Raw genomic sequence first — 24371 nt, 5'->3', positions numbered from 1 at the left:
CGCTCCCGGCGACGCGGCCATACGCTGTCGCCATGAGCCACGACGCCGTTCCCGACCCCCTCGACGACGCCCTCCGGCGCCACACCGACTACGGCGCCGAGAGGCTCGAGGAGGAGGACGTCGCGGCCGATCCGATCGCGCAGTTCACCGCGTGGATGGCCGAGGCGGCCGAGCGCGGCGTGTACGAGCCGAACGCGATGGTGCTCGGCACGATCGACCCCGACGGCCAGCCGTCGATCCGCACCGTGCTGCTGCGCGGCGTCGACGAGCGCGGCTTCGAGTTCTACACCGACTACACCTCGCGCAAGGGCCGGGCGCTCCTGGCGAACCCCGCGGTGTCGGTCGTCTTCCCCTGGTACACGCTCCATCGCCAGGTGATCGTCTTCGGCGAGGCGCACCCGGTCGAGCGCGAGGCGAGCGAGGACTACTTCGCGCGGCGCCCGCGCGGGGCGCAGATCGCAGCGTGGTCGAGCGATCAGTCGCAGCCGATCGCCTCGCGCGAGGCGCTCGAGGAGAAGGTCCGCGACACGGAGGAGCGCTTCCGCGACGACGAGACCGTCCCGCGGCCCGAGCGCTGGGGCGGCTTCCGCATCGCCCCGCACCGGGTTGAGTTCTGGCAGGGGCGCACGTCGCGGCTGCACGATCGGCTCGTGTTCCGCGCGGCTGTGGGCGGGGGATGGGAGCTCGAGCGCATCCAGCCGTGAGTCGACTGCGGGAATGGCCTCGGGCATCCATGCGTTTGCATAGTTCGATACGCTCGTATCGCCACATCCGCGAGAGAGACGGAAGACCATGACCGCGACCACCGACCCGGCAGGCCTGCAGTTCGGCCTCAACACCTTCGGCGACGTCAGCCACGACGCCGCCGGCGAGCCCGTACCCTACCCGCAGGTCATCCGCGACGTCGTCGCCGAGGGCGTCCTCGCTGACCAGGTCGGCATCGATGCGTTCGCGATCGGCGAGCACCACCGCGACGACTACGCGGTCTCCGCCCCCGACATCGTGCTCGCGGGCATCGCCGCGCGCACCGAGCGCATCCGGCTCTCCTCCGCCGTCACGGTACTGAGCTCGGACGACCCGATCCGCGTCTTCCAGCGCTTCGCGACGATCGACGCGATCTCGAACGGCCGCGCCGAGATCGTCGTCGGGCGCGGCTCATTCACCGAGTCGTTCCCGCTCTTCGGCTTCGAGCTCTCCGACTACCAGGTGCTCTTCGATGAGAAGCTCAACCTGCTCGCCGAGGTGCTCAAGGAGGGCCCCGTGACCTGGAGCGGCAGCACGCGCGCACCGCTCACGGGCATCGAGGTGTACCCGAAGACGGCGAACGGGAGCATCCCCACCTGGGTCGGCGTCGGGGGCAGCCCCGAGTCGGTCGTGCGCACCGCCCACTACGACATGCCCATGATGCTCGCCATCATCGGCGGCGACCCGCAGCGCTTCGCGCCGTACGTCGACCTGTATCACCGCGCGCTCGACCAGATGGGCAAGGACCGCCTGCCCGTCGGGGTGCACTCGCCCGGCTTCATCGCCGACACCGACGAGGAGGCCCGCGAGCTGTTCTGGCCGCACTACCAGGCCGCCTTCGGCCGGATCGGCCGCGAGCGCGGCTGGGGCCCCACGACTCGCGAGCACTACGACGCCGAGATCGAGCACGGCTCGCTCTACGTCGGTGGCGCCGAGACGGTCGCCCGGAAGATCGCGGCGACGGTCACGGGGCTGGGGGTCCAGCGCTTCGACCTGAAGTACACGACCGGGCCGGTGCCGCACGCGGCCAACATGCGCGCGATCGAGCTCTACGGCACAGAGGTCATCCCGATGGTGCGCGAGCTCGTCGCCGAGACCGTGCCCGTCGGCTGAGCTCAGCCGGCGGGGGCCGGGGCGGTGGGGCGCGCGGGCAGGCGACGGGCGAGCATCCGCTGCTTGAACCAGTCGGTGTCGGGCACGCGCGCGAGGATGGAGCCCGCGATGATCGTGATGAGCACGTAGGCCGTCGCGAGAGGCGCGAGCTGCGGCTGGAGACCCGCCGCGACCGCGAGGCCGGCGATGACGATCGAGAACTCTCCGCGCGGGGTGAGGGTCAGGCCCGCGCGCCATCGCCCCGGGAGGGCGATCCCGGCGCGTCGGGCCGCGATCCAGCCCGTCGCGACCTTCGTCGCCATCGTGACGATCGCGAGGATGATCGCCGGGACGAGCACCGGCACGATGTCGGCGGGGTCGGTGGCGATGCCGAAGAACACGAAGAACACCGCGGCGAAGAGGTCGCGCAGCGGCGAGAGCACGATCTCGGCCGAGCGCGCGACCTGGCCGGAGATCGCGATGCCGACGAGGAAGGCCCCGACCGCGGCCGAGACGTTCACCTGCTGAGCGATGCCCGCCACGAGCATCGTCAGACCGAGCACCCCCAGCACGAGCGACTCCGCGTGGTGCGGCGAGAACAGGGCCGAGACGATGCGGCCGTGGCGCAGCGCCAGGTACAGGATCAGCAGCGCCACGAGAACGGCGATGACGAGGGCGGTCGCCCCTGCGAGGAGCCCCGCGCCGATCACGAGGGCCGAGAGCACGGGCAGGTAGAACGCCATCGCGAGATCCTCGATCACGAGGATCGAGAGGATGGTCGGGGTCTCGCGGTTCGACAGGCGCCCCAGATCGCGCAGCACCTTCGCGATCACCCCCGAGGAGGAGATCCAGGTGATGCCCGCGAGCGCGACCGCGGCGACGGGACCCCAGCCGAGGATGAGCGCCATCGCCGCGCCGGGGACGGCGTTGAGCAGGGCGTCGACCAGGCCTGCGCGTCGCGAGCGCCTGAGGCTCTGCACGAGTTCGGTCGCCGTGTACTCGAGCCCCAGCATGAGCAGCAGGAGGATGACGCCGATCTCGCTGCCGATGGCGAAGAACTCCCCGCTCTCCTCGAGAGGGATCATCCCGCCCTCGCCGATGAGGAGGCCGATGATGAGGAACAGGGGGATGGGGGAGAACCCGACGCGGTCGGCGACCCGGGAGAGGAGCCCGAGGGCGAGCAGGAGGGCGCCGACCTCGATCAGGAGGAGCGTCGTCCCGTGCATCGTCAGCTCGGCAGCGTGCCGTCGGCGAGCAGGCGCGCGAGCGTCTCGAGCGCCGGCCGCGTGCCCACCACGATGAGCGTGTCGCCGGCCCGCAGCTCGGTCTGCGGCGTGGGAGAGGGGACGACCTCGCTGTCGCGGACGATCGCGACGATCGACGTGCCGGTGAGGGTGCGCGCCTTCGTGTCGCCCAGGCGGCCGCCGACGAACGGCGAGGAGGCGGGCAGGAGGAGCTGCTCGGTGAACAGGCCGGCTGCCTGCTCGCGGATTCCGGCGAGCTGACCGAGCATCACCGAGGCGCCGAGCACGTCGGCGAGGGCGAGCGCCTCGTCCTCCGACAGGCTCACGCGTTCGCGGCAGGCGTCGGGGTCGACGTCGTCGAAGACCGCGAGCTCGCGCTCGCCCGTGCGGTGCGAGACGATGCCGATGCGCCGGCCGTCCTCGGTCACGATGTCGTGCCGGGTCCCGATGCCGGGAAGGTCCACTTTCTCGATGCGCACTCCCACGCCGCTCACGGTATCAGCGGATGCGGGCGCCGCCGACTCCACGACGGACGCTACGAAACCGCGATGAGGGCCCCGACCCCGGCGAGGCTCACCACGGCGGCGAGGGCCGCGCTCATGATGATCCGGAACAGGGCCCGCGACCGCGGAGCGCGCGCCACGACCACGGCCCCGACCACGAGGAGCGCGAGCCCCGCGGCGGCGCCCACGGCGCTGAGCGGGGTGACGCGGGCGGGGCCGAGCACGCCGAGCACGGCGGCGAGGGCGAGGCTCGCGAGCGCGACGAGCCCGGACGCCCGCGCGCCCCAGCGGTGGGGCAGCGCGCGGATCCCGTGCCGCGCATCGTCCTCCAGGTCGGGCAGCACGTTGGCGAAGTGGGCGGCGACGCCGAGCAGCGCGCCCATCGCGATCGCCCACCACTGCGCGCCGCGGGGGTCGGGCGCGGCGAGGGTGACGATGAGCGGCATTGCGCCGAAGCCGACGGCGTAGCAGGCGGTCGCGAGCGCTCCGCGCTTGAGGCCCGCGTTGTAGGCCCAGCCCGCGAAGAGGAAGACCGCGTGCGCGAGCGCCGCGCCCGGGCCGAGCAGGAGCGACAGCGCGATCGCGCCGAGCGCCGCGCCCGCGGCCAGCGCGAGGACGAGCCGCGCCGAGAGGTCGCCGCGCGCGATCGGCTTGTCCGCCCGCCCGTCTGCGGTGTCGCGCGCGGCGTCGAGCGCGTCGTTCGACCAGCCGATCGACAGCTGCTGCAGCAGGATCATGAGCGCGACGAGCGCGGCCCGCCCGGTCCCCAGCCCCGACGCGAGCGACAGCAGGAGCGCGACGAGCGTCACGACCACGGTCGGCCCCGCGTGCGCCGCGACGACGAGCGCGAGCAGGGGACGGGGCATGGGGTCATGCTAGGCGCGGGCTACCCTGGAACGATGCGCCGACCCCCGACGACGCTCTCCGGACGGTCCGCGCGCGTCGCGCGACCGGGCATCCGCCGCGGCCTCGCCGCCCTCGCGCTCCTGCTCGCGGCCTCGACGGCGCTCGCCGCGTGCGGTGCCGCGCCGGAGGCCTCGCCGGTCCTCCGCGGGGTCTCGGCGCCTCCCGCCGCCGACCCGACGGAGATCAACGTCGCCCAGCGCATCGCTTCGATGTCGCTCGAGCAGAAGGTCGCCGCGCTCGTCATGGTGCACGTGCCGGGGACCGACCCGGCCGCGATCCGCTCGGTCGTCGACGGCCACGGCCTCGGCGGCGTGATCCTGATGGGCGACAACGTCGCCGGCGACGTCGCGGCGACCCGGGCGCTCACGAGCGCTCTCTCCTCCGATCCGGGGCTGCCGCTGCTCACCGCGATCGACCAGGAGGGCGGGGTGGTGGCCCGCCTGCCCGGCGACGTGTGGCCGGCCGGGCGCGCGCTGCAGTCGGCGAGCCCGGAGGAGGTCGAGGGCGTCTTCGCCGCGCGCGCCGGACTCGTCGAGAGCGCGGGCGTGCTCGTCAACTTCGGCATCGTCGCCGACATCGAGATCGGCTCCGGCTCGTTCATCGGGCCGCGCACGCTCGGGGAGACTCCCGAGGCGGCGGCCGAGCGCGTCGCGGCGGCCGTGCGCGGCGAGCAGGGTCGCGCGCTGTCGACGCTCAAGCACTTCCCGGGCCACGGGGCGAGCCCGGACGACTCGCACGTGAGCATCCCGACCTCGAGCCTGACGCTCGCCCAGTGGCGGGCGACGCACGCGGTGCCCTTCGCGGCGGGGATCGAGGCGGGGGCGCCCCTCGTCATGACCGGTCATCTGCGGTTCGACAGCGTGAGCCCGCTGCCGGCCTCGCTCTCCCCGACCTGGATCCGCATCCTCCGCGACGAGCTCGGATTCGACGGCGTCATCGTCACCGACGACCTGCTCATGCTCCAGCGCTCGGGCGACGCGCACTTCGGCGACCCCATCGAGAACGGGGTCCGCGCCCTCGCCGCCGGCAACGACCTGCTCCTCTACGTCCTCCCGGGGGATCCCGCCTCGGTCGGCTTCGACGTCGGCTCGCTCGTGGATGCCCTCGTCGCCGCCGTCACGAGCGGTCGCGTCGACGAGGAGGCCGTCGACGACTCCCTGCGCCGGGTGCTCGCTCTGCGTCGGGCGGCGTCCGCCGAGACCGGCCCCTTTTCCGACTGCGGGCTGAAGTGCGTCGGCCTGTCGCCGCGAGCGCGGCCCGCCGACTGATGGCCGACCGCAGTCGGCAGCCGGCTCAGAGCGTCGGCAGCTGCAGGTCGCGGATCGTCTTGACCTCGCCGCGCTCGCTGACTCCGCGCTCGGCGCCCTGCGCGTCGGCGGTGAGCGCGAGCGTCCCGATCGCCGCGCCGCTCGTGAGCACGAGGCCAACGAGCGCGAGCCCGATGGTGCGGTGGAAGCTCTCGCTCGCGACGGCGGGCGTGCGCAGAGCGGCGCTCGTGAGCGCCGTCGCCGCCGCGCCGCCGCGCGCGAGCAGACTCCACATGGGGTGCTCCTCGTCGGGTTGAGGAACTCGAGCGCGTGGGTACGCGCCCTGAGAAGCGACCTCGTTTCGGGTTCGGTCGCTCGCTGTCATGGTACGTCGAGCCCTTCGGGCGCGCCAGGAGGCGCGACGAGTTCGCGCGGGCCGCGCGCGGCGCGTTCGCGCGCGGGGCCCCGATCATCCATGATGAGAGCGATGAGCGCCTCCGAGTCCCAGGTTCTGCACCGTGATGTGCTGCACGCCGTCGCCGGCTCGCTCGGTGCGACGCTCGTGGACGCGCACGCGCTGCAGATCGAGCCGACGGGTCAGGGGTTCACCCACGGCTACCGCGTGACCCTTCGCGACGACTCCGGCGGCACCGCCGACCACACGGTCTTCGTCGAGACCTCGCCGCCGGACACGACCCGATCCGGGGTGCTCACCCTCACGCAGCCCGAGACGGGCGAGCGCGTCGACGTCTGGGTCTACCCGGCCGACCCCTCGCTGCCCGCGCTGCGCACGGCCGTCTACGCCGAGGCCGCCTCGATCGTGCTCGCCCGCCTGGGCCTCCCCATCGAGGATCTCCGCGTGAGCCTCGCCGCCTACCGCCCGGGCAAGCGCGCGGTCGTGCGCGTCGACACCGCCCGCACCGCCTACTTCCTGAAGGTCGTCCGGCCGCCGGCCGCCGAGCCGCTGCAGGCCAAGCACACGCACTGGCGCCACGAGGGCGTCCCCGTGCCGACCGTGCTCGGCTGGAGCGAGGAGGGTCTCGTCGCTCTCGAGGCGCTCGCGGGCTCGGAGCTCATCTCGGTGCTCGACCGGGTCTCGGGGCCGGATGCCCTGCTCGACGAGATCGTCCGGCTCATGCAGCGCATCGCCGCCGTCCCGTCCACCGCCCCCGCGCGCGCATCGCTCGTGCGACGCCTCGACTGGTACGAGGAGCGCCTGGTCGAGCAGCTCCCCGCCTACGACGGCCTCATCGAGAGCACCTCCCGCGCGATCGCGCGACGCTTCCGCGCCGGCGGCGCACCGCCGCCCAGCCGCACGGTCCACGGCGACCTCCACCTCGCCCAGCTCCTGGTCGACCCCTCCGCACCCACGACCATCACGGGCGTGCTCGACATCGACACCTCCGGCTGGGGCGACCCGGCGGACGACGCCGCCGCACTCTACGCGCACCTCATCGCGACCGTCGTGCACGACGGCGGCAGCCGCGCGACGCTCCGCGCCTCGCGCGCCTCGGTGCTCGCCGACGGCTGGCGCCGCCGCTGGTTCTCGTGGCCCGAGGCGGGCTTCGCCGACCGCGCTCACGCGATCGCCGCGACCCAGCTGCTCGGCCACGCCCTCGCGCGCTCCGCCGCCGGCTCCGATGACGCGGCGGTGCTCATCGAGCGCGCGCACCGCGTGGTCGCGGCCGACGACGCGCCCCTCACCTCCGCCGCCTGGTGAGTCGCCCCGGAGGGTGAGAGTTCTCTCATCCCCGGCACCTCCGCCGCGCATCCTGGCACCATGGAGTCTGGGCGCGACCGGCGCGCCCGCGTGCACGGGGAGGGTCGGCATGCAGCAGAACGGCTGGATCGCACTGGGCGCCGCATCGGCGCTCGGGCTCGGCGTGCTCGCCGGCAGCGCCGTGACCGCCGCGACGGCGATGCCGCTCGCCGACACGACCGAGAGCGTCGACATCGCCCCGATCTCCGACCTCCGCGGCGACGCGAAGCTCTTCGCGGGTGCGCGCGACGACCGCGTGACGGTGCCGGGCAGCACGCCCGCTCCGTCGAGCTCGCCCGGCCCCGCGACCGCGGCGCCCGCATCGGCCCCCGCCGTGACGCAGGCACCGGCCCCGCAGCCCGTGCCGGTCGCGCCCGTCGCGCCGGCGCAGAGCGTCGACTCGCCGGATTCCCCGGACGACGGCGACGACGACGTCGACGACTAGGAGCTCGCCCGTCGATCAGACGAGCCGGTAGCCCATCCCGCGCACCGTCTCGATGCGCTCCGCTCCGATCTTGCCGCGCAGGTATCGCACGTACACGTCGACGACGTTCGAGCCGGGGTCGAAGTCGAACCCCCACACCCGCGACAGCAGCTGCTCGCGCGAGAGCACCTGGTCGGGGTGCTGCAGGAACTGCTCGGCGAGCGCGTACTCGCGCGCGGAGAGGTCGACCGCCGTCTCGCCGACCGTCACCCGCCGGGTGCGCATGTCGAGGGCGAGGTCGCCGTGCCGGAGGATCGTCTCGCCGGCGGCGATCTGCCCCGATTCGCGCAGTCGAAGGCGGATGCGCGCGAGCAGCTCGTCGAACTTGAACGGCTTCGGCACGTAGTCGTTGGCGCCGCCGTCGAGCCCCTGGACGGTGTCGTCGAGACTCGTGCGGGCGGTGAGCATGATCACGGGGGTGGTATCGCCGCGGGAGCGGATGCGCTGGAGCACGGCGAAGCCGTCCATGCCGCCGGGCAGGCCGACGTCGAGCAGGACGAGGTCGAACGAGCCGGTGGCGAGGTAGTCGAGCGCCTCGCGCCCCGATCCGACGACGGTGGGCGCGTACCCGCTGGAGGTCAGGCCCTTCTCCACGAACGTCGCGATGCGCGCTTCGTCCTCCACGACGAGGATGCTCGTCATCGCGTCTCTCCGTCCTCGCGGGTCGTCGGGCTCACGTCCGCGGGCGGCGGTGGCGCGGGGGCGTCCGACTCGACCGGCACGACGATGCCGAAGCGGGATCCCGCCGGCGAGGTCTCCAGGCTCACGTGGCCGCCGTGGGCGCGCGCGATCGCGGCGACGATCGGCAGCCCGAGGCCCGAGCCGGCGATGCCGCGGCCCGTGTCGGCGCGGCCGAAGCGCTCGAAGATGCGGGCGCGCGACTCCTCGGGGATTCCGGGGCCCTCGTCGGCGACCCAGAGCTCGACGGCGCCGCGGTAGGCGCTCGAGCCGATGCGGATGGTCGAGCCGGCGGGGGAGTACTTCGCGGCGTTGTCGGCGAGCTGCAGCCAGGCCTGGGTGATGCGGCTCGGCGAGAGCGAAGCGACTACTGGGACGGAGCTCTCGAGCTCCCACTCGTGGTCGCCGATCGCCTGCGCCTTGCCGAAGACGGCCGCCGTGAGGTCGGCCACGTCGGTGGGCTCGGTCGCGAGGAGGCCGCGCTCGGTGCGAGCGAGGTCGTCGATGTCGCTCACGAGCTCCGACATGCGGTCGAGCTCTTCGATCGCGATGTCGCGAGCCGCCCGCACCTCGGAGGGCTTCCGCGGGTCGAGGAGCTCGAGGTTCCCGCGCACGATCGTGATCGGCGTCGCGAGCTCGTGGCGCACGTCGTCGAGCAGCTGGCGCTGGGCGGTGAGCGCGCCGTCGATGCGGTCGAGCATGTCGTTGACGGTCGTGGTCAGGGCACCGAGGTCGTCGCGCGTGCGGACGGGGATGCGTTCGGTCGTGTTCTGCGCGGTGATCCGCTCGGCGGCCAGGCGCAGCTCGCGCAGCGGCGCGAGCAGGCGACCGGAGACGAACCAGCCGGCGGCGCCGATGAGGAGGATCGTGAGCCCGCACAGCCACGCGTAGGTGACGAAGGCGCCGCCGACCTCGTCGATCTCCCGCTGCACGTCGATCGCGGTCATGTAGGCGCCGCGCTGCTCGGAGCCGGAGATCTCGACGGGCGCGACGACGTAGCGCACGGCCCGGACGTCCTCGAGGGCGGGGGTGCTGGCGGTGCCGAGCACGACGGTGCCGCCCTGCGACTCCTCCCACGCCCGGGCGAGCAGGGCCGGGTCGTCGGCGAGCTCGAACGACACCGTCACGCTCGGCTGCCATGCGGGCGCTCCGTCGAGCAGCGCGATGCTGCTCTCGTGCCGGCCGGGGATCACGTACGACAGGATCGCCTCGAGCGCCTCCCCGACCGTCGCGTAGGCGGGCGCCGCGGGCGCGTCGGCGGGCGCCTCCGCGCCGCCCTCGGCGGGCACCTCGGCCGCGGGCTCGTCCACCGCGGCGGCCGCGGGCGGGTTCTCGAGCACCTGCCTGGCGGACTCGACGGCGGCGAGCAGCTCCTGATCGACGCTCTCGATGACGCGGTCGCGCTGCACGAAGTACGCGCTGATGCCCGCGAAGGTCATCCCGACCGTCGTGATGACGAGGATGACGGCGAGGATGCGCGCGCGCACCGACCACGTCGGGAAAGCGATCGCGCGCACCATGCCTTCATTATCGGCACCGTGCGCCCGCGAACCCGCCCGGATGAGAGGACTCTCACGCCCGGGCCCGCCTCGCCGTCTCAGTCGAGCCGCGGGGTGTCCTCCGCCGCGAGGACGCCCGCCTCGCCGAGCTCGAAGGCGAGACCGGCGCCGTCCGGGGCGGACACCCACGGGGCCTCGGCCGCCGCGCGCGCGGCGTCGTCGACGTGGCTGCGGCCGCCCGCGAGCACCGCCTCCCCTGGCGACAGCTCGCGGATCGCGACGGCGCGCACGTTCTCGGGGTGAGCGGCGGCGAAGTCCCGGTAGAGCTCCTCATCGTGCTGGCCGTCGTCGCCGACGAGGATCCAGCGGATCGTCGGGAACTCGCGGGCGAGGCGCTCGAGGCTCTCGCGCTTGTGGTCGCGGCCGCTGCGGAAGAGCCGGTCGTGCGTCGGCCCCCAGTCGGTCAGCAGCAGGGTGCCGTCGGGGTAGAGGTGGCGCGAGAGGAATCGGTCGAGGGTCGGTGCGACGTTCCACGCGCCGGTCGAGAGGTAGACGACGGGGCAGGAGGGGTTCTCGCGCACGATGCGCTCGTAGAGCACCGCCATGCCCGGGACGGCCTGGCGCGCGTGCTCGTCGAGCACGAAGGTGTTCCAGGCGGCGAGGAAGGGCCGGGGGAGCGCGGTGACCATGACGGTGTCGTCGATGTCGCTCAGGAGGCCGATGCGGGCATCCGGCTGCACGACGTAGACGGGGGCCTCGACGGGCGGGGTGTCCTCCACCTGCAGCTCGATCGTGCGCAGGCCCGGCTCGAGATCGACGGCGACGTCGACGTCGACGACGCCGCCGCGGTCGGCGTGCACGGTGAACTCCTGCCCGTCGACGCGCACGACGATCTCCGCGCCGCCGATCGCGATGCTCGTGAAGCTGCGCCACCCGCGGATGGCCCGGGCGGGCTTCCGGAGGTCGAGCCCGGGCTTGACCAGCAGGACGCGGCAGAGCACGCGCACCCAGCCGGGCCCGCCGTACCCGCTGTAGGGGAGGACGATCGGCACGAGGCCCCGCTTCCGGCCGCGGCGCTCGCGCATGCGGTGCACCGAGTCCTCGAGAGCGGCCGCCCGGCGCGCCCACGACGGACGGTGCTCGGGCTCGTGGTCAGGGGTGACGGCCGCCATCGCTCCAGTCTGTCACGAGGCCTCCGACCGGCCAGGACGCGACCGGATGTTCGCCACAGCGAACAGCCCCACGGCGCGCCGAATATTCCTGAGAGGAAAACCGGTCGAAGTCTCACCTTGCGCGCTACCATCGCACTCAGCCCGGTCGTCGAAAGGTACCCACCCATGTCAACCATCGAACTGAGTACGACGCTCCTGACCGCGTCGGCTCCCATCCGCAACGAACCCGTCCAGGCGCGCAGCACGGCGCGCCTCGCCGCCCTCCTCGATTCGGCCGCCGCCGTCATCGACGAGATCGGCTACGAGCGCCTCACGACCGCCATGGTCGCCGATCGCGCCGGTGCCTCGATCGGTACCGTCTACCGCTACTTCCCCGACCGCATCGCCGTCCTGCAGTCGCTCGCGGCGCGCAACTCCGAGCGCCTGCTCGCACGGCTCGCGGGTGAGCTCGCCGCCGAGGGCCACGCGACGGCGACGGACGCCCTCCTCGGCGTCCTCGACGTGACGGTCGACCTCGTCCGCTCGGAGCCGGGCTACCGCTCGCTCCGCGTGGGCGACGTGCTCGATCTGCTCCCGCCGAGCGCGGAGGAGACCGCCAACGGCGTCGTCGCCGGTGCCGTGGCCGACGCGCTCGAGCAGCGCTTCGCCCTCTCGCTCGATGACAGCGGCCGCCTGGCGATCGCGACGGCCGTCGAGGTGATCGACGCGCTCGTCGCCCGCGCCTTCGCGCGGGACGGCGACGGCGACGCCGCGCTCCTCGACGAGGCCCGCCGCGTCGTGCGCGCGACGGTCGCCGGGGTGCTGTAGCCCGCTTCCCGCGCTTCTCCACGAGAGCCCCCGCCGACCCGCGGGGGCTCTCGTGCGTCTCCGTGCTCGGTGCGCCGAGCATCCGCATCTTCTGGATATGTGCCGGGAAAACCGCGCGATTCGCCCCTCTCGCGGGGCGGCGGCTGTTTGACTGGGAGCGCGCTGAGTGATCCCTCGGCGGCGATCGACATCGAGGAGACGCGTTCCGTGATCGAGTTCCGCTCCATCTCCAAGACCTTCCCCGGCGGCACGACCGCCGTCGACGACTTCAGCCTCGTCATCCCCTCGCACCGCACGACCGTGTTCGTCGGGTCGAGCGGCTGCGGCAAGACCACCCTGCTGCGCATGATCAACCGCATGGTCGACGCGTCGAGCGGCGACCTCGAGATCGACGGCGAGAACGTCTCGACCATCGACCCCGTGAGGCTGCGCCGCCGCATCGGCTACGTCATGCAGAACTCGGGGCTTCTGCCGCACCGCACCGTGATCGACAACATCGCGACCGTGCCGCGCCTCAACGGGGTGCCGAGGAAGGACGCGCACGAGCGCGCGCTGCAGCTCATGGACACCGTCGGCCTCGACCGCTCGATGGCCGAACGCTACCCCTCGCAGCTCTCCGGCGGCCAGCAGCAGCGCGTCGGCGTCGCGCGCGGTCTCGCGGTCGACCCCAACATCCTGCTCATGGACGAGCCCTTCGGCGCCGTCGACCCGATCGTGCGCGCCGAGCTGCAGCAGGAGCTCCTGCGCCTGCAGCGCGAGCTGGGCAAGACGGTCGTGTTCGTCACGCACGACATCGACGAGGCGTTCCTGCTCGGCGACCAGGTCGTCATCCTCGAGAAGGGCGCCCGGATCGCGCAGAAGGGCACCCCGGAGGAGATCCTCGCGAACCCCGCGAGCGACTTCGTCGCGAGCTTCGTCGGCGCCGATCGTGGCAAGCGCGCGCTGAGCATCCGCGAGATCGACGGCGCGCGCGTGCTCGTCGACGCCGACGGCACGGTCGCGGGCCGGCTCGTGGAGGCGGGCCCGTCGTGACCTGGATTCTCGCGAACATCGAGCAGATCCTCGAGCTGTCGATCGAGCACGTCCGGCTGAGCATCCTGCCGATCGTGCTCGGCTTCATCATCGCGCTGCCGCTCGGCTGGGTCGCGCACCGCTACCAGCTCACGCGCGGGCTGATCCTGACGCTCGTGGGGCTCCTCTACACGATCCCGTCGCTCGCGCTCTTCGTCATCCTCCCTCCGCTGCTCGGTCTGCCGTTCATCGGTGAGGCCAACGTGCTCATCGCGCTCACCATCTACGCGGTCGCGATCATGGCCCGATCGACGGCGGATGCCCTTGCGAGCGTCGATCGCGACATCCAGCAGGCCGCCACGGCGATGGGGTACTCCTCCTGGCGGCGCTTCTGGGCCGTCGACTTCCCCCTCGCCGGGCCTGTCCTCCTCGCGGGCCTCCGCGTCGTCGCCGTGAGCACGGTGAGCCTGCTCACGGTCGGGGTCATCGTCGGCGTCGACAGCCTCGGCTACCTGTTCACGAACGGCTACCAGCGCGGCATCCTCGAGTCGGTGCTCGCGGGCGTGGTCGCGACCGTCGTGATCGCGCTCCTGTTCGACCGCATCCTCGCGCTCGTCGGCGCGTGGCTCATGCCGTGGACGCGCGTGAAGGGGGCATCGTGAACCTCTTCCTGGACGCGCTCGCGTGGATCGGCGACCCGACCAACTGGCAGGGGTCGACGTCGATCCCCGTCCGCATCGGCGAGCACCTGTTCTACACGGTGCTCGCGGTGCTCGCCGCGTCGATCATCGCGATCCCGCTCGGCTGGCTCATCGGGCACACGGGCAGGGGCCGCGAGATCGCGGTCGGCATCTCGGGCGCCGCGCGCGCCCTGCCCTCGTTCGGCCTCCTCTTCCTGTTCGTCATGCTCGCGGGCGTGCTGCTGCGCGGGCCGTCGACGGTCCTCGTCCTCGTCCTCCTCGCGATCCCGCCGATCCTCGCGGGCGCCTACGCCGGCCTCGAGGTCATCGATCGCCGCGTCATCGACGCCGCGCGCTCGATGGGAATGACCGAGTGGCAGATCCTGTGGCGCGTCGAGGTGCCGCTCGGCCTGCCGCTGCTGATGGGCGGGCTGCGCAGCGGCACTCTGCAGGTCGTCGCGACGGCCGTGCTCGCCGCCTTCGTCAACCTCGGCGGCCTCGGGCTGCCGATCGTGGAGGGCATCGCCCTGCGCGACTACGACCGCATGCTCGGCGCGGCGATGCTCATCATCGCCCTCGCCCTCCTGCTCGACGCGCTGTTCGCGGTGCTCGAGCGCTATGCGGTGCCACGCGGCGTGCGCGCGCGCCGCGCCCCTGAGCTCCGCACGGCGGCCCCTCGCCGTCGTGCGGCGGCGGAGACCCCCGCCACCACCTGAGAGAAAGAAGATCGTGATGTTCACAGCAAGGAACAAGGGCCGGTTCGCGATGACCGCGACCGTGGTCGGGGCGGCATTGGCCCTGGCAGGGTGCGCGTCGGGTGATCCGCTGGAGCCCGGCACCGACCCGGATGCGGGCGGCTCGAGCGAGACGATCGTCATCGGCTCGCAGGCCTACTACTCGAACGAGATCATCGCCGAGATCTACGCCCAGGCCCTCGAGGAGGCCGGGTTCGAGGTCGAGCGCAACTTCAACATCGGCCAGCGCGACGCGTACATCCCCGCCATCGAGGCGGGCGAGGTCGACCTGTTCCCCGAGTACACGGGCAACCTCCTGCAGTACTACGTGCCCGACACCGAGGCGACCGCGGAGGACGAGGTCTACGCGGAGCTCCAGGGCGCCCTGCCCGAGGGCCTTCAGGTGCTCGACCAGTCGTCGGCGACCGACCAGGACAGCTACAACGTGACGGCCGAATTCGCCGAGGCCAACGGCCTCGAGTCGATCGCCGACCTCGCGGGCGTGGAGGGCCTGATCCTCGGCGGCAACCCCGAGCTCGCCGAGCGCCCCTACGGCCCCGCGGGCCTCGAGTCGGTCTACGGCGTGACGGTGGAGTTCCAGGCCACCGGTGAGACGACCGTCGAGTCGCTCCTCGAGGGCGTCGTCAACATCGCCAACGTCTACAGCGCCGACCCGCGCATCGGCGAGAACGACCTCGTGACCCTCGCCGACCCCGAGGGCCTCTTCCTGGCCTCGAACGTCGTGCCGGTCGCGAGCGCGGACCTGTCGCAGGACGCGATCGACGTCATCAACGAGGTCAGCGCCGCGCTGACCCCCGAGGGCCTGGTCGCCCTCAACGTCCAGAGCACGGTCGACCAGCTGTCGGCCGCCGATATCGCCCAGGGCTGGCTCGAGGAGAACGGCTTCCTCGGCTAGTAGCCACGGCTTCCCACGCCCGACGGGGGCGGAGCGCTCGCTCCGCCCCCGTCGTCGCATTCGGGGGATGCCCGGGGCGGGCGGGAGCGCGCCGGCTCAGTCCTCGCGCGTACGGGCGTCGTGATCGCCCGGACGGTCGGCGAAGCGCGACGAGTACCGATCGAGGAGCTTCTTCACGATCCACACCAGGAGGAGGAATGCGATGATGATGCCGACGAACAGGTACGCCGCCCCGCCGAGCGTGTCGTCGAGCTCGCGGTAGGTGCCCGCGGCGGCCGAGCCGACCGAGACGTACGCGAACGACCAGATGGTCGAGGCGGCCGCGAGCCACAGGATGAAGGTGCGGTAGCGCAGCGTGCTCATGCCGACGGTGAGCGGCGTGAGCGAGTGCAGCACCGGCAGGAAGCGCGAGATGAACACGGCGATGCCGCCGCGCTGGTCGAGGAAGTTCTCCGCCCGCACCCAGTTCTTCTCGCCGATGAGCCGCCCGGCGCGCGAGGCGCGCAGCCAGGGGCCGATGGTGCGGCCGATCCAGAAGCCGATCGAGCCGCCGGCGAGAGCGCCCGCGATGCACGTGATCGCGAGGGCGAAGTACTCGACGGGCGAGTCGACGGCGGTCGAGGCGACGAGCACGACGGTGTCGCCGGGGACGACGAGGCCGATGAGCACGCTCGTCTCGAGCATGATGAACAGCCCGGCGAGGAGGGTCCGCACGACGGGGTCGACGCCCTGAACGGTGTCGAGCAGGCCGTCGAGGATCTCGTTCACGAGCGCGAGCCTACCGACGACCGCCTCGCGCGCGCTGGGGGCGTCGGCGCCGATCGGAGGCGCCGCCTCCGGATTCGGGACCTTCGGCCCCTGCCGACCCCGGAGCCCGATTCCTAGGGTGGAAGGGAACCCCACCCCTCACTCACGCAAGGCGGTCCGTCTCCCGTGCTCGACTGGCTCGATCCGCTCGCCCTCGCCCGCTGGCAGTTCGGTCTCACGACCCTCTACCACTTCCTCTTCGTCCCCCTCACGATCGGCATGGCGTTCCTCGTGGCGCTGCTGCAGACGGCGTGGGTGCGCACGGCGAAGCTGAAGTACCTGCACCTGACGCGCCTGTTCGGCCGCATCTTCCTCATCAACTTCGCCATGGGCGTCGTGACGGGGATCGTTCAGGAGTTCCAGTTCGGCATGAACTGGAGCGACTACTCGCGATTCGTCGGCGACGTGTTCGGGGCGCCGCTCGCGATGGAGGGTCTGCTGGCCTTCTTCCTGGAGGCCACGTTCATCGGTCTGTGGATCTTCGGGTGGGACAAGCTGCCGGCGAAGCTGCACCTCGCGTCGATCTGGGTCGTGTCGATCTCGACGATGCTCTCGGCGTACTTCATCCTCGCCGCGAACGCGTTCATGCAGAACCCCGTCGGCTTCACGATCAACGAGGTGCGCGGCCGCGCCGAGCTCACCGACATCGTCGCGGTGCTGACGAACCCCGTGGTCCTCGCGTCCTTCCCGCACACGATCTTCGCCTCGATCATGTTCGCGGCGGTCGTGGTCGTCGCGGTCGCCGCGTACCACCTGTCGCGCGGCCAGCACGACGACACCATGCGCACCGCGCTGCGGTTCGGCGGCGTCACCAACCTCGTCGCCTTCGCGGGCGTCGCGCTGAGCGGCGATCAGCTGAGCCTCGTGATGGTCGCGACGCAGCCGATGAAGATGGCCGCGGCCGAGGCGCTCTACGAGACCGCGGGGCCCGCGAGCTTCTCGATCTTCTCGCTCGGCACTCCCGACGGGTCGAGCGAGATTTTCTCCGTGCGCGTGCCCTACCTGCTGTCGCTGCTCTCGACGCACACGCTCACGGGCGAGGTCGAGGGCATCAACGACCTGCAGGCGCAGTACGTCGACCAGTTCGGCCCCGGCGACTACACACCCATCATCTGGGTCACGTACTGGGCCTTCCGCTGGATGATCGGGCTCGGCTCGCTCGCCGCGCTCATCTCGGTCGTCGGCCTCTGGCTCACCCGCGGCGGCCGCACGCCCGCCGGCTGGGCCTGGAAGGTCGCCATCTGGGCCGCCCCGCTGCCCATGATCGCGAGCCTCGTCGGCTGGATCTTCACCGAGATGGGCCGACAGCCCTGGCTCGTGTTCGGTCTCATGAAGACGGAGGATGGCGTCTCGCCCAACGTCACGGGCCTCGAGGTGCTCATCTCGCTCGTCGTCTTCACGGTGCTGTACGGCGCGCTCGCCGTCGTGGAGTTCCGTCTCATCCGGCGGGCCGCGATCGAGGGCCCGAAGGAGTGGGAGGACCACTCCGACGCGGACGACATCGACCGCTCGAAGCTCGCCACGGTCTACTAGGAGGACCCCATGGATCTCGCCACCCTCTGGTTCCTCATCGTCGGGTTCTTCTTCATCGGCTACTTCGTGCTCGACGGCTTCGACTTCGGCGTCGGCATGTCGCTGCCCTTCCTCGGCACGGACGACACCGACCGCCGCCAGATCATCAACACGATCGGCCCCGTCTGGGATCTCAACGAGACCTGGCTCATCGTCGCCGGCGCCTCGCTCTTCGCGGCATTCCCGTACTGGTACGCGACGCTGTTCAGCGGCTTCTACCTCGCGCTGCTGCTGATCCTCGTCGCGCTCATCCTCCGCGGCGTCTCGTTCGAGTACCGGCACCAGGGCCGCAGCCCCGAGTGGTCGGCGGCCTTCGACCGGATGATCGTGATCGGCTCGGCGGTCCCTGCCCTGCTGTGGGGCGTCGCGTTCGCCAACATCGTCCAGGGCACCCCGATCGACGCCGACGGCGACTTCGTCGGCTCGCTGCTCACGCTCCTGAACCCCTACGGGCTCCTGGGCGGGCTCACGACCCTCCTGCTGTTCTTCACGCACGGCGTCCAGTTCGTGGCCCTGAAGACCGACGGCGAGCTGCGCGAGCGCGCCCGTGCCCTCGCCGCGCGCGCGGGCCTCGTGACGATCGTCGTCGCGGCCGCCTTCCTGACCTGGACCGTCCTCGCGCACCTCGATGTCGCGCACGCCCCGCTCATCGCGGCGCTCGCCGCAGCCGCGGCGGTCGCCCTCGTCGGGGCGACGCTCGCCAACCGCGCGGGACGCGAGGGCTGGGCCTTCGGACTCTCGGCCGCGACGACGCTCCTCGCGGTCGCGACGATCCTCGCGGCGATGTTCCCGAACGTCATGCCGTCGACGATCGACCCGGCCTACAGTCTCACGATCGAGAACGCCTCGAGCACCGAGTACACGCTGCAGGTCATGACCTGGGTCGCCGTGTTCATGATCCCGCTCGTGCTGCTCTACCAGGGCTGGACGTACTGGATCTTCCGCAAGCGCGTCACGCGCGCCTCGATCGCCGTGGGGGCGGCGCACTGAAGCCCCTCGATCCGCGCCTGCTGCGCACCGCCTCGGCCGCGCGAGCGCTCCTCGCGCTCGGCGCGGTCGTCGGCGTCGCGCACACCGCGAGCATCGTCGCGTTCTGCTGGTCCGCCGCGGGCAGCATCGCGGCGGTGATCGAGGGCGCGCCCCTCGATTCGATGGGGATGCTCGTGGCCGCGACCGCCGCATCCGTCATCGCCCGGGCGCTCACCCAGGCCGCGCTCGACGCGCTCGCCGCCCGCGGCGCCGCGCGGGTGAAGAGCCAGCTGCGCCGCCGCGCGCTCGAGGCGATCGACCGCGGCGGCTCGAGCGCGCTCGGTCGGCGGTCGAGCGGCTCGCTCGCGACGATCATCGGCCCGGGGCTCGACGCGATGGACGGCTACGTCGGCCTGTACCTGCCGCAGCTGATCCTCACGGCGGTCGCGACCCCGATCGTCGTGGGGGTGCTGCTCGTGGCCGACACTGCCACGGGCGTCGCGGTCATGCTGACCCTTCCGCTCATCCCCGTGTTCATGGTGCTGATCGGCTGGGCGACGCAGGCGATGCAGCGCTCGCAGTGGGAGGCGCTGCAGTCGCTCTCGACGGGGTTCCTCGAGGTCGTCCGCGGGCTCTCGACGCTCACGATCTTCGGGAGGCAGCACCGGCAGACCGCGCGCATCGAGGCCGTGACCGACGCCTACCGCGCGCGCACCATGAGGGTCCTGCGGGTGTCGTTCCTGTCGAGCTTCGCGCTCGAGCTCGCGGCGAGCCTCTCGGTCGCGGTCGTCGCGGTGTCGGTGGGCGTGCGCCTCATCGACGGGGCGATCCCGTTCGCGCTGGGGCTCTTCGTGCTCATCCTGACCCCTGAGGCGTACCTGCCGCTGCGTCTCGTCGGCGCGCGCTTCCACGCGGCGGCCGACGGCATCGCCGCCTCCGACGACGTGCTCGATCTCATCGAGGGCGACGGCCGAGAGGGCGGCGCGGATGCCCCGCCCGCCCCGACCGCGCCGCTCGCCTCCGCGACGCCCCGCGACGGCGAGACGCACGACGTCGCCCTCGCCCTCGAGGGCGTGGGCGTCGCCCGCGGCGGCCGCGCGGTCGTCTCGGGCCTCGACGCCGCCTGGCGGCGCGGAACCCTCGTCGCGATCACGGGCCCGAGCGGCGCCGGCAAGTCGTCGCTCGTCGCCGCCCTCCTCGGCCTCGTCCCCGCCGAGGGGCGCATCGTCCTCGCGGGCCGCGAGGTCCCGGCCGAGGAGCGCCTCGCGCGCATCGCCTGGGCCGGGCAGAGCCCGGAGCTCACGGCGGGGTCGCTGGAGGAGGTCGTGGCGCTCGGCTCGGAGCATCCGGACCCCGCGCTCGTGGCTCGCGCGCTCGCGCTCGCCGGTGCGCTCGACGTCCCGCTCACGACCGTCCTCGGCCCGGCCGGTCAGGGGCTGTCGGGCGGGCAGGCGCAGCGCGCGGCGATCGCGCGCGCCGCCTACCGGGCCCTCGAGCGCGACCTCGACACGATCGTGCTCGACGAGCCGACCTCGGCGCTCGACGCGGAGGCGGAGGGGCGCGTCGTCGCGGGGCTGCGCTCGCTCGCCGACGAGGGGCGCCTCGTGGTCGTCGTCACGCACCGACCCGCAGTGGTCGCGGCCGCCGACGAGGTGCTCGACCTCGCCGCGATCGCCGCGGGGTCGGAGCGCTGGGGACGCGACGCCCGCGCCCCGGAGGTGATCGCGCGATGACCCGCATCGGCATCCGCCCGGTGCTGCGGGCCGCGCAGCCGCCGCTCGCGGCGCTCGCCCCGGCCCTCGCGCTCGGCGCCCTCGCGGCCGGCTCGTCGGTCGCCCTGCTCGCGACCTCGGCCTGGCTCATCGCGCGCGCCGCCGAGCAGCCGCCGATCCTCTTCCTCGGCTTCGCGATCGTGGGCGTGCGCGCGTTCGCGATCGGCCGTGCCGCACTGCGCTACCTCGAGCGCGTCGTCGGGCACGACGCCGCCCTGCGCGCGCTCGCGGGGCTGCGCGTGAGTGTCTTCCGGCGCCTCGTGCCGGTCGCGCCCGACGGGCTGCGCGCCGCGCGCTCGGGAGACGTGCTCACGACGCTCGTGCAGGACGTCGACGCCCTGCAGGACCTCCCGCTGCGGGTGGTGCAGCCGCTCGTGAGCGCCGGGGTCGTCGCGGGGCTCGCCGTCGTCGGCGTGGCCTGGGTCTCGCCCGTCGCCGCGCTCCTGCTCGCGCTCGGGCTCGCGGCCACGGCCCTCGCCGCGACCGCCGTGCTCGCGGCGCTCAGCCGCGGGGCCGAGCGTCGCATCGCCCCGCTCCGCGCCGACCTCGCCGACGCCGTGCTCGAGTACGTCGCCCGCTGGGAGACCCTGCGCGCGTTCGGCGCCGACGCGCCGCGACGCGCCGCGCTCCTCGCCCTCGACGACCGGCTGCGCCGCGCCCAGTCCCGGCAGTCCGCCGCGGCGGGCGCGGTCGTCGCGCTCCTGACGCTCGGCGGGGGGTCGATGCTCATCGCCACGCTCCTCGCGGTGCAGCCCGAGCTCGCGAACGGAGCGCTCACCGGCCCGCAGCTGGCCATGCTCGTCCTGCTGCCGCTCGCCGTGATCGAGGTCGTGGGCGCCCTCCCGTCGGCGGTCGGGGCGTGGTGGCGCGTGCGGGCGAGCGCCGAGCGCGTCGCGACCGTCGTGCCCGAGTACGTCCCCGACGAGATCCCGCTCGCGCCCGAGAATCCGCGCGCTCTGCCCGCAGGAGCATCATCGGTGCGGCTCACGGGCGTCGCGGCGCACTGGCCGGGGGATGCCCGCCCCGCGCTCGCTCCCCTCGACCTCGAGCTGCACCCCGGCGACCGGGTCGTCCTGCAGGGGCCGAGCGGGGCGGGCAAGACGACGCTCGCGCACGTGCTCGTGCGGTTCCTCGAGCACTCCGGGCGCTACGAGCTCGGCGGCGTCGACGTGCGCGAGCTGCACCCCGACGAGGTGCGGCGCCGGGTCGTGCTGCTGGAGCAGCAGCCGCACCTGTTCGATGAGAGCATCCGCCAGAATCTGATCTTCGCGCGCGACACCGCGACCGACGACGAGCTCGTCGCCGTGCTCGAGCGCGTCGGGCTCAGGGAGTGGCTCGCCGAGCGCGGCGGTCTCGACGCCACGGTCGGCGAGCGCGGCAGGCTCGTCTCCGGCGGTCAGGCGCAGCGCATCGCGCTCGCCCGCGCGCTGCTGAGCGCGGCGCCCGTGCTCGTGCTCGACGAGCCGACCGCGAACGTCGACCCCGAGCGCTCGGAGGCGCTGCTGGAGGAGCTGCTGGGCGCGGCCGCGGGGCCGGAGCGCGCCGTGCTCGTGATCTCGCACGCACCCGTGCCCGACCGGCTCGTCACCCGTCGGGTGCGCATCGCCCCCGCGCGCTGAGCGGGCGACCGGCGAGCAGGCCGATCGGCCGGATCGGGCGCTCAGTACTCGACGCGCTCGGTGTTCTCGCGCCAGGCGTCGAACGGCGCTGAGGCGCCCGACGACGGCGCGTGCTCGACGGGCGTGGGCCACGCGTCGCGGGGGGTGTCGAAGAGGTCGTAGAACACCGCGTCGTCGAAGCCCGCCCGTGCGGCATCGTGCCGGTCGGCGGCGAACACCACCCTGTCCAGCCGCGCCCAGAGCGCGGCGCTCAGGCACAGCGGGCACGGCTCGCAGCTCGCGTAGAGCACGCAGCCGCTCAGGTCGAAGGTGCCGAGCTCGCGCGCGGCGACGCGGATCGCGACGACCTCGGCGTGGGCGGTCGGGTCGTTGTCGCGGGTGACGCGGTTGACCCCGGCGAACTCGCGGCCGTCCGGGGCGACCACGATCGCGCCGAACGGACCGCCGCCGTCGGCGACGTTGCGGGCGGCGAGAGCGATGGCGCGATCGAGCGCGGAGGAGTCGTGCACCGCGACAGCCTAGCCGCGCCCTCACCGATAGACTCGAGCCGCCACCGCCACTGCTGTCGGACCCACAAGGAAGAGGCATCCATTCATGGTGCGCACCACCGGCCCTGCTCCCAGCTTCACGACGAGTGACGACGGAGTCCCGATCTATCGACCCGGTCTCGCGGAGGCGGGCGCCCCGCCGCGCGAGATGCGCATGGAGCACGACTCGCTCGGCTCGATGCCCATCCCGGCCGACGCCTACTGGGGCATCCACACCGCTCGCGCGCTGGAGAACTTCCCGATCACGCGTCGGGCGCTCTCCAATCACCCGAATCTCGTCATCGCCCTCGCGTTCGTCAAGCAGGCGGCGGCGCGTGCGAACGCCGAGATCGGCGTGCTCGACACCGAGAAGGCCGAGGTCATCGACCGCGCCTGCCAGGAGATCATCGAGGGCCACCACCACGACCAGTTCGTGCTCGGCGTGCTGCAGGGCGGCGCGGGCACGAGCACGAACATGTCGGTCAACGAGATCATCGCCAATCGCGGCCTCGAGCTGCTCGGCCACGCCAAGGGCGAGTACGAGCACCTGCACCCGATCGACGACGTCAACCGCAGCCAGTCGACGAACGACGTGTACCCCACCGCGATCAAGCTCGCGATGGTGCTGAGCCTGCGCACGCTGCTGGAGGAGCACGAGCTGCTCAGCGAGTCGTTCGCGAGCAAGGGGCGCGAGTTCGCGCACGTCCTCAAGGTCGGTCGCACGCAGCTGCAGGACGCCGTGCCGATGACGCTCGGCCAGGAGTTCCGCGGCTTCGCCACGACGATGCGGGAGGACCACGACCGGCTCTCCGAGGTGATCCCGTGGCTCAACGAGATCAACCTCGGCGCGACGGCGATCGGCACGGGCATCACCGCCGACCCGCGGTACGCCGAGAGCGTGCGCCGGCACCTGAGCGAGGTCTCCGGCTACGCCATGGTGACCGCCCCCGACCTCATCGAGGCGACGAGCGACGCGGGCATCTTCATGACCCTCTCCGGTACGCTCAAGCGCGCCGCCGTGAAGCTCTCGAAGATCTGCAACGACCTCCGCCTGCTCTCCAGCGGGCCGCAGGCGGGCTTCGGCGAGATCAACCTGCCGCCGCGCCAGGCGGGCTCGTCGATCATGCCGGGCAAGGTCAACCCGGTGATCCCCGAGGTCGTGAACCAGGTCGCGTTCTCGATCATCGGCGCGGATGCGACCGTCACGGCGGCGGCCGAGGCGGGGCAGCTGCAGCTCAACGCCTTCGAGCCGGTCATCGCCACGAGCATCATGCAGTCGCTCGCGTGGATGACGAACGCGTGCCGGACGCTCCGCCTCAACTGCGTCGACGGCATCACCGCGAACGTCGAGCGGCTGAGCGAGATGGTCGACCTCAGCGTCGGCGTCGTCACCGCCCTCACGCCGTACATCGGCTACCAGGCCTCGGCGAAGCTCGCCTACGAGGCGCTCAACTCGCCCCTGTCGATCCGGCAGATCGTCGTCGAGCGCGGCCTCATGTCGGCGGAGGACGTCGAGCGCGTGCTCTCGCCGGAGAGGCTCTCGGGCTCGGTGCCGATGACGGGCGCGATCGCCCTGCCGATGGTGCCGGTCGAGGACTGACCGCGAGCCGACGCCGGCCCCGTGGTCGC

24 protein-coding genes are annotated in these 24371 nt (G+C 72.8%); 15 read left to right on the top strand and 9 right to left on the bottom strand.

Features of this window, described 5'->3' with window-relative positions; genetic code table 11:
* Positions 1 to 32 precede the first annotated feature (32 nt).
* Positions 33 to 704: a pyridoxamine 5'-phosphate oxidase gene (pdxH, locus tag ASG83_RS00545; RefSeq protein ID WP_055855823.1), complete on the top strand. Its 672-nt coding sequence runs from the start codon at positions 33 to 35 to the stop codon at positions 702 to 704.
* Between the two features lie 88 nt (positions 705 to 792).
* A complete protein-coding gene (locus tag ASG83_RS00540) occupies positions 793 to 1857 on the top strand; it encodes an LLM class flavin-dependent oxidoreductase (RefSeq protein WP_055855820.1) in 1065 nt (354 codons plus the stop codon).
* 2 nt (positions 1858 to 1859) lie between these two features.
* Here the strand turns inward: ASG83_RS00540 and ASG83_RS00535 are convergent, their stop codons facing one another.
* Genes ASG83_RS00535 through ASG83_RS00525 form a run of 3 tightly spaced genes read right to left on the bottom strand, consistent with a single transcriptional unit; the run spans position 1860 to position 4449 of the window.
* On the bottom strand, positions 1860 to 3062 hold the full coding sequence (locus ASG83_RS00535) for a cation:proton antiporter (protein ID WP_055855818.1): 1203 nt from the start codon (positions 3060 to 3062) through the stop codon (positions 1860 to 1862).
* Between the two features lie 2 nt (positions 3063 to 3064).
* Positions 3065 to 3565 carry a cation:proton antiporter regulatory subunit gene (locus ASG83_RS00530; RefSeq protein WP_055858942.1) on the bottom strand — a complete coding sequence of 167 codons (501 nt, stop codon included), beginning with the start codon at positions 3563 to 3565 and terminating at the stop codon, positions 3065 to 3067.
* Between the two features lie 50 nt (positions 3566 to 3615).
* A complete protein-coding gene (locus ASG83_RS00525; protein WP_055855816.1) occupies positions 3616 to 4449 on the bottom strand; it encodes a UbiA family prenyltransferase in 834 nt (277 codons plus the stop codon).
* A 33-nt stretch (positions 4450 to 4482) separates the two neighbouring features.
* Here ASG83_RS00525 and ASG83_RS00520 point away from each other — a divergent pair, with 33 nt between their 5' ends.
* Positions 4483 to 5757 (top strand): glycoside hydrolase family 3 N-terminal domain-containing protein, encoded by a 1275-nt coding sequence (locus ASG83_RS00520; protein ID WP_082598970.1) that lies wholly within the window; start codon positions 4483 to 4485, stop codon positions 5755 to 5757.
* A gap of 25 nt (positions 5758 to 5782) precedes the next feature.
* On the opposite strand, the gene ASG83_RS00515 is transcribed toward ASG83_RS00520, so the two are convergent.
* Positions 5783 to 6031 (bottom strand): hypothetical protein, encoded by a 249-nt coding sequence (locus ASG83_RS00515; RefSeq protein WP_055855813.1) that lies wholly within the window; start codon positions 6029 to 6031, stop codon positions 5783 to 5785.
* 192 nt (positions 6032 to 6223) lie between these two features.
* On the opposite strand from ASG83_RS00515, the gene ASG83_RS00510 reads away from it, so the two are divergent.
* Both ASG83_RS00510 and ASG83_RS00505 read left to right on the top strand, forming a co-directional pair.
* A complete protein-coding gene (locus tag ASG83_RS00510) occupies positions 6224 to 7456 on the top strand; it encodes a phosphotransferase family protein (protein WP_055855811.1) in 1233 nt (410 codons plus the stop codon).
* Positions 7457 to 7565: 109 nt separating this feature from the next.
* Positions 7566 to 7940 (top strand): hypothetical protein, encoded by a 375-nt coding sequence (locus ASG83_RS00505; RefSeq protein ID WP_055855808.1) that lies wholly within the window; start codon positions 7566 to 7568, stop codon positions 7938 to 7940.
* Between the two features lie 15 nt (positions 7941 to 7955).
* Here ASG83_RS00505 and ASG83_RS00500 read toward each other — a convergent pair whose 3' ends face one another.
* From ASG83_RS00500 to ASG83_RS00490, 3 genes are all read right to left on the bottom strand, one after another.
* Complete coding sequence (locus tag ASG83_RS00500) at positions 7956 to 8621, bottom strand: response regulator transcription factor (protein ID WP_055855806.1); 666 nt, start codon at positions 8619 to 8621, stop codon at positions 7956 to 7958.
* Positions 8618 to 10177, bottom strand: a complete 1560-nt coding sequence (locus ASG83_RS00495; RefSeq protein ID WP_055855803.1) for a HAMP domain-containing sensor histidine kinase — start codon at positions 10175 to 10177, stop codon at positions 8618 to 8620. Before ASG83_RS00495 ends, ASG83_RS00500 begins: the two co-directional genes overlap by 4 nt.
* A 77-nt stretch (positions 10178 to 10254) precedes the next feature.
* Positions 10255 to 11328 (bottom strand): App1 family protein, encoded by a 1074-nt coding sequence (locus tag ASG83_RS00490; RefSeq protein WP_055855801.1) that lies wholly within the window; start codon positions 11326 to 11328, stop codon positions 10255 to 10257.
* A 165-nt stretch (positions 11329 to 11493) separates the two neighbouring features.
* Here ASG83_RS00490 and ASG83_RS00485 point away from each other — a divergent pair, with 165 nt between their 5' ends.
* The 5 genes from ASG83_RS00485 to ASG83_RS00465 all read left to right on the top strand — a co-directional run bounded on the left by ASG83_RS00485 (position 11494) and on the right by ASG83_RS00465 (position 15476).
* Positions 11494 to 12135, top strand: coding sequence for a TetR/AcrR family transcriptional regulator (locus ASG83_RS00485; protein ID WP_055855798.1), 642 nt, complete (start codon positions 11494 to 11496; stop codon positions 12133 to 12135).
* Between the two features lie 207 nt (positions 12136 to 12342).
* The gene (locus tag ASG83_RS00480; RefSeq protein ID WP_055855795.1) at positions 12343 to 13167 is read left to right on the top strand and encodes an ABC transporter ATP-binding protein; all 825 of its coding nucleotides are present in this window, start codon (positions 12343 to 12345) and stop codon (positions 13165 to 13167) included.
* Positions 13164 to 13808: an ABC transporter permease gene (locus ASG83_RS00475; RefSeq protein WP_055855792.1), complete on the top strand. Its 645-nt coding sequence runs from the start codon at positions 13164 to 13166 to the stop codon at positions 13806 to 13808. Before ASG83_RS00480 ends, ASG83_RS00475 begins: the two co-directional genes overlap by 4 nt.
* A complete protein-coding gene (locus tag ASG83_RS00470) occupies positions 13805 to 14542 on the top strand; it encodes an ABC transporter permease (protein WP_055855789.1) in 738 nt (245 codons plus the stop codon). The genes ASG83_RS00475 and ASG83_RS00470 overlap by 4 nt, the downstream gene beginning before the upstream one ends.
* A 16-nt stretch (positions 14543 to 14558) precedes the next feature.
* Positions 14559 to 15476: an ABC transporter substrate-binding protein gene (locus ASG83_RS00465; protein WP_055855785.1), complete on the top strand. Its 918-nt coding sequence runs from the start codon at positions 14559 to 14561 to the stop codon at positions 15474 to 15476.
* A gap of 96 nt (positions 15477 to 15572) precedes the next feature.
* Here the strand turns inward: ASG83_RS00465 and ASG83_RS00460 are convergent, their stop codons facing one another.
* On the bottom strand, positions 15573 to 16244 hold the full coding sequence (locus tag ASG83_RS00460) for a DedA family protein (RefSeq protein WP_055855783.1): 672 nt from the start codon (positions 16242 to 16244) through the stop codon (positions 15573 to 15575).
* Positions 16245 to 16409: 165 nt separating this feature from the next.
* On the opposite strand from ASG83_RS00460, the gene ASG83_RS00455 reads away from it, so the two are divergent.
* Genes ASG83_RS00455 through cydC form a run of 4 tightly spaced genes read left to right on the top strand, consistent with a single transcriptional unit; the run spans position 16410 to position 22215 of the window.
* The gene (locus ASG83_RS00455; RefSeq protein WP_055855779.1) at positions 16410 to 17816 is read left to right on the top strand and encodes a cytochrome ubiquinol oxidase subunit I; all 1407 of its coding nucleotides are present in this window, start codon (positions 16410 to 16412) and stop codon (positions 17814 to 17816) included.
* Between the two features lie 9 nt (positions 17817 to 17825).
* The gene (gene cydB / locus ASG83_RS00450) at positions 17826 to 18845 is read left to right on the top strand and encodes a cytochrome d ubiquinol oxidase subunit II (RefSeq protein WP_055855778.1); all 1020 of its coding nucleotides are present in this window, start codon (positions 17826 to 17828) and stop codon (positions 18843 to 18845) included.
* The gene (gene cydD, locus ASG83_RS00445) at positions 18779 to 20557 is read left to right on the top strand and encodes a thiol reductant ABC exporter subunit CydD (protein WP_369813379.1); all 1779 of its coding nucleotides are present in this window, start codon (positions 18779 to 18781) and stop codon (positions 20555 to 20557) included. Before cydB ends, cydD begins: the two co-directional genes overlap by 67 nt.
* Entirely contained in the window at positions 20554 to 22215 is a 1662-nt protein-coding gene (gene cydC / locus ASG83_RS00440) for a thiol reductant ABC exporter subunit CydC (protein ID WP_055855775.1), read from the top strand. Before cydD ends, cydC begins: the two co-directional genes overlap by 4 nt.
* Positions 22216 to 22256: 41 nt before the next feature.
* On the opposite strand, the gene ASG83_RS00435 is transcribed toward cydC, so the two are convergent.
* Positions 22257 to 22724: a nucleoside deaminase gene (locus tag ASG83_RS00435; RefSeq protein ID WP_055855772.1), complete on the bottom strand. Its 468-nt coding sequence runs from the start codon at positions 22722 to 22724 to the stop codon at positions 22257 to 22259.
* Positions 22725 to 22911: 187 nt separating this feature from the next.
* Here ASG83_RS00435 and ASG83_RS00430 point away from each other — a divergent pair, with 187 nt between their 5' ends.
* Complete coding sequence (locus ASG83_RS00430) at positions 22912 to 24342, top strand: aspartate ammonia-lyase (RefSeq protein ID WP_055858935.1); 1431 nt, start codon at positions 22912 to 22914, stop codon at positions 24340 to 24342.
* The last annotated feature ends 29 nt before the right edge of the window (positions 24343 to 24371 follow it).

It is taken from the genome of Yonghaparkia sp. Soil809, from assembly GCF_001429705.1.
GTDB lineage: Bacteria > Actinomycetota > Actinomycetes > Actinomycetales > Microbacteriaceae > Microcella.
Note: the sequence above shows the minus strand (reverse complement) of the source record. Positions and strands in the feature narration are given on the sequence as shown.